The following is a 6,115-nucleotide window of genomic DNA, read 5'->3' on the forward strand; positions in this document are numbered from 1 at the left end:
GCTTCGTCTCCCTCGACGCGGCCGGCGGCTTCGGCCTGCCGCAGAGCGTCGCGGCCTCGTTCGACCACCTGGTCGAGGCCCTCGACCGGTCGCTGCGCAGCTGGCCGGCCTAGCCGACCAGCTTGTCCACCAGCGCGTTGCCGAACTTGCCGGCCGGGTCCACCCGGGCGCGCAACGCACGGAAGTCGGCCATCCGCGGGTAGAGGCCGGCGACGTCGGTCGTGACGAAGCACTTGCCCCAGTGCGGGCGGCCACCCAGCGGGAGCAGGCGCTCCTCGATCTCGGGCAGGAGCGCGTACACCCGCTCGGCGTCCTTGACCCACGTGAAGTGGACGCCGACCACGTCGGTGCCGTAGGCGCAGCTGAGCCAGAGGTCGTCGGCCGCCACGGTGCGGATCTCGGTGATCTGCAGGACCTCCGAGATCCGCGGGCCGAGCGGGCGCAGGGCCGCGAACGCCTCCTGGACCGCGGTCCGCGGCAGGAGGTACTCGCTCTGCAGCTCCTCGCCGCGGCTCGGCGTGAAAGCCAGCCGGAAGTGCGGCAGCCGGTCGTGCCAGGGGCCGGGCACGCCCTCCTGCCCGGTGACCGCCTCGGTGGGCGCACCCGCCAGCATGTGCACCGGCTCGTCGGCCGCGGCCACGCCGAACAGGTCGGCGGGCAGGTCGCCGCGGCTCTTCAGCCAGACCTGCGCGATCCGGTCGCTGGCCCAGTCGAGGAACAGGCTCACGCTGTACGCGGCGCCCGTGAGCGCGTCGAAGTCCTCGACGGCGCGCGACCACGGCAGGTCCCGGTAGACCGCCTGCCGGATCACGTAGGACGGTTCGATGTCGAGGGTGACCCGGGTCACCACGCCCAGCGCGCCGATCGCGACCACGCTGCCGGCGAAGTCGGGCTCGCCGCGGGCGACCCGGCGCAGCGCGCCGTCGGGGCCGATCAGCTCGACCGCCCGGACAGCGGCCGCCAGCGACCCGGTGCGGTCTCCCGAGCCGTGCGTGCCGGTCGCCACCGCGCCCGCGACCGAGATGTGCGGCAGCGAGGCCATCGTCGCCAGCGCCCACCCACGCGCGTCGAGGGCGATCGCGACCTCGCCGTAGCGGGCGCCGGCACCCACCGTCGCGGTGCGGGCGGACTCGTCGATCTCGAGGTCCATCGGCAGGCCGGCCGTGGAGAGCAGGAGCCCGGTGGTGTCGGCGAGGCCGGTGAACGTGTGCCGGGTGCCGAGCGCCCGCACCCGGTCGGCGCCCGCGACCAGCTCCCGTGCCTCGTCGACCGTCGAGGGGGTGGCCAGGCGCGTGGCGCCGTACCGGTGGCTGCGTGCCCAGTTGAACTCCATGGGCAGCAACGCTATTTGATCAGCGGCGGCTTTGGAACCGCGACGCCAGGCCCTGGGGGTCGGCCCCCGGCTTGGGAACGTTCTCGCCGGAGCGGGCTGCCAGGCCGTGCGGGTCCGGCGCCTGCGCCTGGGCCTGCGCCGTCACGCTGTCGAGCCGGTCGGCCATCCGGTTCTGCAGGTACTCGGCGCCGGCCCGGTCGTCGGCGGTCGGCGCGGCGAGCACCGCGTAGACCAGCCCGATCACGACCAGGATCACGGCGAGCACGATCGGCACCAGCAGGTTGGAGGCGGTCGCGCCGGACAGCGTCCCCTGCTCCTCGTGCAGGGTGGCCGACATCGAGTACATGCCGGTGAAGTGCATGCCGTTGACCGCGACGCCCATGACCAGGGCGGAGGCGAAGAGGGCCAGCGCGCCCTTGACGTTGGTGGCCAGCCAGAGGGCGACCGCGGCCGCGACCACCGCGATGGCGATCGACAGGCCGACCCGGGTGCTGTCGTAGTGGACCTCCGCGTTGAGCCGCATCGCGGCCATGCCGGTGTAGTGCATGGCGGCGACGCCGAGGCCGGCCACCACCCCGCCGATGATCACCTTGGCCAGCATCGACCGGCCCATCCCGGCGATGAACAGCCCGATGCCGACCGTCACGATGGCGAGCAGTGCGCTGGCCGCGGTGAGCCCGATGTCGTAGCGGATGGGCGCCCCGGTGACCGAGAAGCCGAGCATCGCCATGAAGTGCATGCTCCAGATCGCGGTGCCGCCGATCGCCCAGGCGGCGAGCATCAGCCACCACGCCCGTTGTGCCGTGCCGTGCGCCTCCCGCGCGCGCTGGGCGCAGATCAGACCGAGGACAGAGCCCAGGACCGACAGCGCGTAGCTCAACGCCGGAGTAATCCAGCCATACCCGAATTGGTCAATGTGCGCCATTATCCGCTTCCGTCTCCGCCACCCTGGTTGCGAGATCAACAATGTCCTACCGATGGGACGATGGCCATGCCACTTTCGGCCAGAAACCGCTGCGTAACGTCAGGTTGACCGGACGACAGCGGTCAATGCGTGGCGTTGTTCGTCCGAAAGGCGGGCTATTGCCGCGTAACGCGACCCGCGTATCCGGCGCACCGTGACCGGACCGGTCAGGTCGGGCCGGCGGACCGCGTCCTGCAGCGCGGCGCCGACCCGGTCGGCCGCCCAGCCGAGCCCGGCGGCCAGTGCGGCGCGGCTCACGGGCGCACCCACCTGCACCAGCGCGGCGGTGACGGTCAGCACGTCGGCGACCGCGGCGTCGGCCGGGCCACCGGACATGTCGTCGCCGAGCCGGCCGAAGAACTCCGCCATCTCGGCCAGCCGGGCGCCCGCGGGTGTGCGCGCGCCGAACACCGCCACGCCGCGCCCGGCCGCCTCGGCCCAGGCCAGGTGGACGCGGGCGTTGGTGGCCCAGGCCCGCAGCCACACGTCGTCGTCGACGACGTACCGCTCGCGCCGGCCGGACCGCTCGCGCCGCAGCAGGTCGAGGTCGGCGAGGTAGCCGACCGCCTTGGACACCGAGGCCGGGCTGACCCGCAGCCGCTCGACCAGGTCGGCGGCGGTCAGCGCGCCCGTGTCGGTGGTGTAGAGGCAGGACAGGACGCGGGCCACCATCCGCGGGATCCCGGCCGTGACCAGCAGGGTCGCGAACTCCTCGACGAAGGCGCGGCGGGCCTCCTCGCCGGCGCCGGGGCCGGTGTCGGCGAACGTCGGCTGCTGCCGGCGGGCCCGCCGGGCGGTCGCCCGGTGCGCCCGGTCAGCCGCGTAGCCGCGGGCGCCGCCGTTGCGGGCCACCTCGCGGGTCACGGTCGAGGTCGGCCGGCCGAGCCCGCGGGCGATCTCCGCGAACCCGTGGCCCTCGGCGAGCCCGGCCGCGATCCCGAGCCGCTCGTCGTGCGTCAGCCTGCCACCCGGCATCGAGACCTCCGTTGCGTTCACCCGCAGCCCATTGCAACGGGCGTTGCGTTCCCACCCACCGCCATTGCAATGATTGCCTGAATCCGTTGTCAGGCAACGACTTTACCGTTGACGGTCCCGGAAACGAAAACTACCGTCCGCCGGTATGACGACGACGGTCATCGACGTCGGCGGGCTCCGGATGCGGTACGCCGCGACCGAGGTCCTGCACGACGTGACGTTCCAGGTCGGCGCGGGCGAGACGGTCGCGCTGCTCGGCCCCAACGGCGCCGGCAAGACCACCACCATCGAGATCCTCGAAGGGTTCCGGCGTCCCACGGCGGGCCGGGTCGCGGTGCTCGGCGACGATCCGGCCCGGGCCGGCGACGCCTGGCGGGCCCGGGTCGGCATCGTCCTGCAGTCCTGGCGCGACCACGCGAAGTGGCGGGTCCGGGAGCTGCTCGCCCACCTCGCCGGCTACTACCCGCGACCCTGGCCGGTCGACGAGCTGCTGGCCGCCGTCGGCCTGACCGGCCAGGCGGGGCAGAAGGTCCGCACGCTCTCCGGCGGCCAGCGCCGCCGGCTCGACGTGGCGATCGGCGTGGTCGGCCGGCCCGAGGTGCTGTTCCTCGACGAGCCGACGGCGGGCTTCGACCCGGTCGCCCGGCGCGAGTTCCACGACCTGGTCGCGGGGCTCGACACGACCGTGCTGCTCACCACCCACGACCTCGACGAGGCCGAACGCCTCGCCGACCGGATCGTGATCCTCGACGGTGGCCGGATCGTCGCCGACGGCACCCCGGCCCGGCTGGCCCGGGACATCGTCGGTGCGGACGAGGTCCGCTGGCGGTGCGCGGGCGAGGCGTTCACGCGGTCGACCGCCGACTCGACCGCGTCCCCTGCGCGGCCGGGAGTTCGGCGCCTTCTCGCTCGGCGCGCTCGCCGTGCCGGGCATCCTCGGCATGAACGCGGCCTTCGGCATGGTCTCGCTGAGCCAGCAGCTCACCGCCGACCGGGAGGACGGCACGCTGCTGCGCGCCCGGGCCACCCCGCACGGCATGCCCGCGTACCTCGTGGGAACGTTGCTCCTCGTCGGCGGCGGCCTGGTCGTCGACCTGGCCATCTTCCTCGTGCCGGCGGCGCTGCTGGTGCCGGGCCTGGTCACCGGCGGCGCCGGCTGGCTCGCGGTGGCCGGCCTGCTCGCCCTGGCCCTGGTCGCGACACTGCCGCTGGGCATCGTGCTCGGCGCGGCCTTCGGCAACGCCCGGAGCCAGGGCCTGCTCACCCTGCCGATCCTGGGCCTGGTCGCGATCTCGGGCATCTTCTATCCGCTCGCGGCGCTGCCGGGCTGGCTGCAGGCGGTGGCCCAGGTGTTCCCGTTCTACTGGCTCGGCCTCGGGATGCGCGCGGCCCTGCTGCCGGACGCGGCGGTCGCGGTCGAGCTCGGCGACTCGTGGCGGCACCTGGAGACGGTCGGCGTGCTCTCGCTGTGGGCGGTGGCGGGCCTGCTGCTGGCCCCGGTGGTGCTGCGCCGGATGGCCCGCCGGGAGTCCGGCTCGCTCGTCGCGGCCCGCCGCGAGCGCGCGCTCCAGCGCGTCGGGTGATAGGAACACGGGCATGCCCACGCTGCTGCCGCCCACGGTCGACGTCCATGGTTCGTTCCTCGCGGCGATGGCGGAGTTCCGGTCCGAGGGGCGTGGCGCGGCCGCCGACGAGACCATGATCGGAAGAGAGATCCGGGAGTACGGCGACCGGTGGGCGGCCCTCGACGTGTTCACGGCGTACGTCACCGCGCTGCGTGCGGAGGCGCTCGAGGACTCGCCACGGCCGGCGGGTTTCGTGCCGGCGACGACGCTCTGGTGGGTCGAGGGCCCGGAATACCTCGGTCGCCTGGCGATCCGGCACCGACTCACGCCGACGCTGCTGGAGATGGGCGGACACATCGGTTACGACGTGCGGACGAGCGCGCGCCGACGGGGTCACGGGACCGCGATGCTGCGCGCGGCGTTGCCGGTCGCGCGGGCGCTCGGCATCGGGTCCGCGCTCGTCACCTGCGACGTCGACAACGTCGGGTCGCGGAAGGTGATCGAGGCCAACGGCGGCGTGTTCGAGGACCAGCGCGGCGGAAAACTGCGCTTCTGGGTGCCGACCGCGCCGGTAGGCTCTGGCCGGTGATCTACAAGCTGCTGACCACCGCGGAGTGGCACGCCGCCGAGGCCGCCGGCGTCTACGAGGGATCCGACTTCGACCGCGGCGACGGCTTCATCCACTTCTCCGCCGGCGACCAGGTGGTGGAGACCGCGGCCCGGGTGTTCGCCGGGCAGACCGGGCTGACCATGCTCGCCGTCGACCCCGACGTGCTCGGCGCCGACCTGCGCTGGGAGGTCTCGCGGGGCGGCGCGCTCTTCCCGCACCTCTACGCACCGATGCCGATCGCGGCGGTGGTCGCGGCGATCACGCTGCGCGACGACATCCCCGTAGCCGAGGCGGTGGCCGCGGCACTGCCGTGAGCGCCGCGGCCACCACCCGGCTCAGGAGACCGTGAACGGCACGGTCAGCGTCGACTGCCTCCCTTCGGCGGCGGTGGCGTCGACCCGCACGGTGGTCGCCGCGTTGCCGATCGCGTTCCAGACCTCCAGCCTCGCGCAGCCACCGGTCATCGCGGCCGCCGTGCCGGACGAGGAACGCAGCCCGGCCGACTGCGTGTAGGTCTCGGTGCCGGCCACCGGGTCCGTGGCGAAGTAGTTGTAGGTCTCCACCCGGCTGAAGACCGCGATCGAGGCGCCGCTGCTGCTGAAGGCCAACGACGGCGGCTGGCGCCTCTGGGGCGACTCGTTCGGCCCGGTCAACAACGACTTCTACGC

Annotated in this window: 6 protein-coding genes and 2 pseudogenes; 4 read left to right on the forward strand and 4 right to left on the reverse strand. The window is 73.7% G+C overall.

The annotated features are described in order from the left end of the window. Positions 1-109 precede the first annotated feature (109 nt). From AB0H87_RS36535 to AB0H87_RS36545, 3 genes are all read right to left on the reverse strand, one after another. Entirely contained in the window at positions 110-1,333 is a 1,224-nt protein-coding gene (locus tag AB0H87_RS36535) for an FAD-binding protein (protein WP_360156602.1), read from the reverse strand. A gap of 19 nt (positions 1,334-1,352) precedes the next feature. Continuing rightward, positions 1,353-2,213: an MHYT domain-containing protein gene (locus AB0H87_RS36540; protein WP_360156605.1), complete on the reverse strand. Its 861-nt coding sequence runs from the start codon at positions 2,211-2,213 to the stop codon at positions 1,353-1,355. Positions 2,214-2,357: 144 nt separating this feature from the next. Then, on the reverse strand, positions 2,358-3,272 hold the full coding sequence (locus AB0H87_RS36545) for a MarR family transcriptional regulator (RefSeq protein ID WP_360156608.1): 915 nt from the start codon (positions 3,270-3,272) through the stop codon (positions 2,358-2,360). Positions 3,273-3,453: 181 nt separating this feature from the next. Here AB0H87_RS36545 and AB0H87_RS36550 point away from each other — a divergent pair. The 4 genes and pseudogenes from AB0H87_RS36550 to AB0H87_RS36565 all read left to right on the forward strand — a co-directional run. Continuing rightward, positions 3,454-4,098: pseudogene (locus tag AB0H87_RS36550) on the forward strand (ABC transporter ATP-binding protein); the annotation flags it as partial. A gap of 76 nt (positions 4,099-4,174) precedes the next feature. Then, a pseudogene (locus AB0H87_RS36555) lies at positions 4,175-4,855 on the forward strand (ABC transporter permease); the annotation flags it as partial. A gap of 13 nt (positions 4,856-4,868) precedes the next feature. Next, positions 4,869-5,426, forward strand: a complete 558-nt coding sequence (locus AB0H87_RS36560; RefSeq protein WP_360156611.1) for a GNAT family N-acetyltransferase — start codon at positions 4,869-4,871, stop codon at positions 5,424-5,426. After that, positions 5,423-5,761, forward strand: a complete 339-nt coding sequence (locus tag AB0H87_RS36565) for a DUF952 domain-containing protein (RefSeq protein WP_360156614.1) — start codon at positions 5,423-5,425, stop codon at positions 5,759-5,761. The genes AB0H87_RS36560 and AB0H87_RS36565 overlap by 4 nt, the downstream gene beginning before the upstream one ends. 21 nt (positions 5,762-5,782) lie before the next feature. Here the strand turns inward: AB0H87_RS36565 and AB0H87_RS36570 are convergent, their stop codons facing one another. Next, entirely contained in the window at positions 5,783-6,055 is a 273-nt protein-coding gene (locus AB0H87_RS36570; protein ID WP_360156616.1) for a hypothetical protein, read from the reverse strand. Between the last annotated feature and the right edge of the window lie 60 nt (positions 6,056-6,115).

Origin of the sequence: Asanoa sp. NPDC050611 (genome assembly GCF_040654855.1) — a bacterium.
GTDB lineage: Bacteria > Actinomycetota > Actinomycetes > Mycobacteriales > Micromonosporaceae > Asanoa.